Source organism: Acidisphaera rubrifaciens HS-AP3, from assembly GCF_000964365.1.
Taxonomy (GTDB): domain Bacteria; phylum Pseudomonadota; class Alphaproteobacteria; order Acetobacterales; family Acetobacteraceae; genus Acidisphaera; species Acidisphaera rubrifaciens.
Genome location: NZ_BANB01000345.1, coordinates 1 through 2,661 on the forward strand (window position 1 = coordinate 1; position 2,661 = coordinate 2,661).

Annotated in this window: 2 protein-coding genes; both read right to left on the bottom strand. The window is 71.7% G+C overall.

Features of this window, described 5'->3' with window-relative positions; all coding sequences use genetic code 11:
* Positions 1-1,018, bottom strand: a 1,018-nt coding sequence (locus B8460_RS10795; protein ID WP_048861607.1) for a glycosyltransferase 87 family protein, incomplete at its 3' end; no start/stop codon positions are given.
* Positions 1,015-2,661: DNA translocase FtsK (locus B8460_RS10800; RefSeq protein WP_048861608.1), on the bottom strand; the 1,647-nt coding region annotated here is incomplete at its 5' end. The genes B8460_RS10795 and B8460_RS10800, both read right to left, overlap by 4 nt.

Sequence of the window (2,661 nt, forward strand, 5' to 3'; positions counted from 1 at the left end):
CGGGCGCCGCCCGCGTCGCGGCGCGTCCCGCCGCCGTGACCGAGGCGGCCAGCGTCACAAGCGCGACCGCCAACCCGGCAAGCAGGCGCGGATCAGCGAACGGCACCTCGGCCGTGGGCGCACGCCCGGCCGCGATCTGCCACGGATAGGTCAGCGCGTCCCACCAGCCATGCGGCAGGAAGCGCGGGTCCGTGAAGTTCATGGCCACGGCCGACGGAGCGCGGAACACCAGGTTCATGAACGGAAAGGTCGGGCTGCCGAATGCGTGCCACAGGAACGCCGCCCACCACCCGTCGGAGACCGTGAAGCTTGCAACTCCCGACACTACCAACAGGCCGGTCGTCCATACCGCCGCCGCCACGCCCCGCGCCCCGCGCCGCCACGGCAGCAGCGCCGCGAGGCCAAGCGCGAGCGCGCCGATCAGGTTGGTCAGCTTCAGCCCGGCAGCCGCGCCCGCCAGGAAGCCCGCCCCGGCCAGCATCCAGGGCCGCCGCCTTCCGACGGCGCCGTCCGCCGCCAGCAGCAGCGTCAGGGCAGCGAGCGAGGGCAGGGCGAGCGGCAGATCGGCGAAGCTCGTGCCGATTTCCGACAGTGTCATCGCGCCGGTCGATCCGGCGATCGTCGCCAGCGCCCGCAGCGGCCGGCGGCCGGGCGTCCCGGCCGGCACCAGGCGGCCGGCCAGCGCCCACAGCACCACCGGCAACGCCGCCTGCGTCGCGGCAATCAGCACCGCGCCGACGCGCATCGGCAGATGGTGCCTGATAAGGTAGGGCAGCAGATACGGCAGCGGATTGAGGTAGCTTTGCGGACCGCCCGGCGCGACGTCGATCGGATAGCGCCAGTGCAGCAACGCATAGGCGGCATAGTCGTGGTAGTTCTGCAGATCCCAGTTGCGGTCCTGCCCGGCCCATAGCGCGAGCGCGCCATAGCCGATCACGCCCGCAGCAAAGACCAGCGCATAGTCACGCCACGCCCGCCGTGCCGCCCTGCCTGCGGCCGCGCCGCCGCCGGCGCTCACTCCTCGTCGCGCACCCGGCGGACCAGCACCTCGCGTTTGCCGACATGGTTGGCCGGCCCCACGATGCCCTCGCGCTCCATCTGCTCGATCAGCTTGGCGGCGCGGTTATAGCCGATGTTCAGATGCCGCTGGATGAAGCTGGTGCTCGCCTTGCCCTCGCGCGCGACCACGTCCACCGCCTGATCGAACAAGCCCTTCTCGCCGTCGCTCGCGCCCGCGATGCCCGACATCCCGCCGCCGCCGCCGCCGCCACCGCCACCGTCATCGGGCTCCGGGTCCGTCACCTCCTCGACATAGGCGGGCTCGCCCTGCGCGCGCAGGAACTCCACCACCTGCTCCACCTCGCGGTCGGAGACGAAGGGGCCGTGCACGCGGGTGATGCGCCCGCCGCCCGCCATGAACAGCATGTCGCCCTGGCCCAGCAGCTGCTCCGCCCCCTGTTCGCCGAGGATGGTGCGGCTGTCGAACTTGCTGATGACCTGGAAGCTGATGCGGGTCGGGAAGTTGGCCTTGATGGTGCCGGTGATCACGTCCACCGACGGGCGCTGCGTCGCCATGATGACGTGGATGCCCGCCGCGCGCGCCATCTGTGCCAGACGCTGCACGGCGGCCTCGATCTCCTTGCCGGCGACCATCATCAGGTCGGCCATCTCGTCCACCACGACGACGATGAACGGCAGCGTCTCGAGCGCGAGCGGTTGCTCCTCGAAGGTCGGGCGGCCGGTGTCGGGGTCGAAGCCGGTCTGCACGCGGCGCGTCACCACCTCGCCCTTCGCGCGCGCCTCGGCCACGCGGTCGTTGTAGCTGCCGATGTTGCGCACGCCGAGCTGGCTCATCGCGCGGTAGCGGCGCTCCATCTCGCGCACGGTCCATTTCAGGGCGGTCACCGCCTTGGCCGGCTCCGTCACGACGGGGGCCATCAGATGCGGGATGCCCTCATAGACGGACAGCTCCAGCATCTTCGGATCGATCAGGATCAGTCGGCACTGGTCGGGCGAGAGACGGTACAGCAGCGACAGGATCATCGCGTTGACGCCGACCGACTTGCCCGAGCCGGTGGTGCCCGCGATCATCAGGTGCGGCATGCGCGCCAGATCGGCGATCACCGCCGCGCCGCTGATCTCCTTGCCCAGCGCCAGCGCGAGGCGGCCGGGGTGGCGGTTCCAGTCCTCGGTGGACATGATCTCCGACAGGAAGACCGTATCGCGCTTGGCGTTCGGGATCTCGATGCCGATGACGTTGCGGCCGGGCACCGTCGCGATGCGCACGGCGGTCACCGACAGGCTGCGCGCGATATCGTCGGCAAGGCCGATCACCCGGGCGCTGCGTATGCCGGGCGCGGGTTCCAGCTCGTAGAGCGTGACCACCGGGCCGGGCCGTATGTCGACGATCGCGCCCTGCACGCCGTAATCGGAGAGCACCGTCTCCAGCAGCCGCGCATTGGCCTCGAGCGCGTCCGAACTCGGTCCCTGCTGTGCGCGGGCGGGCGCGGGCTTGAGCAGCGACAGCGGCGGGAAGCGCCAGCCGGCATCCGGCAGCGGCAGCTGCTCCTGTTTCAGCGCGGCACGCTTGGGCGCGGCGGGCGGATGCAGCCGGGCCGGGGCCGGGGGCGCCGCGTCCGCGGACGGGGCGGGGCGGGACGC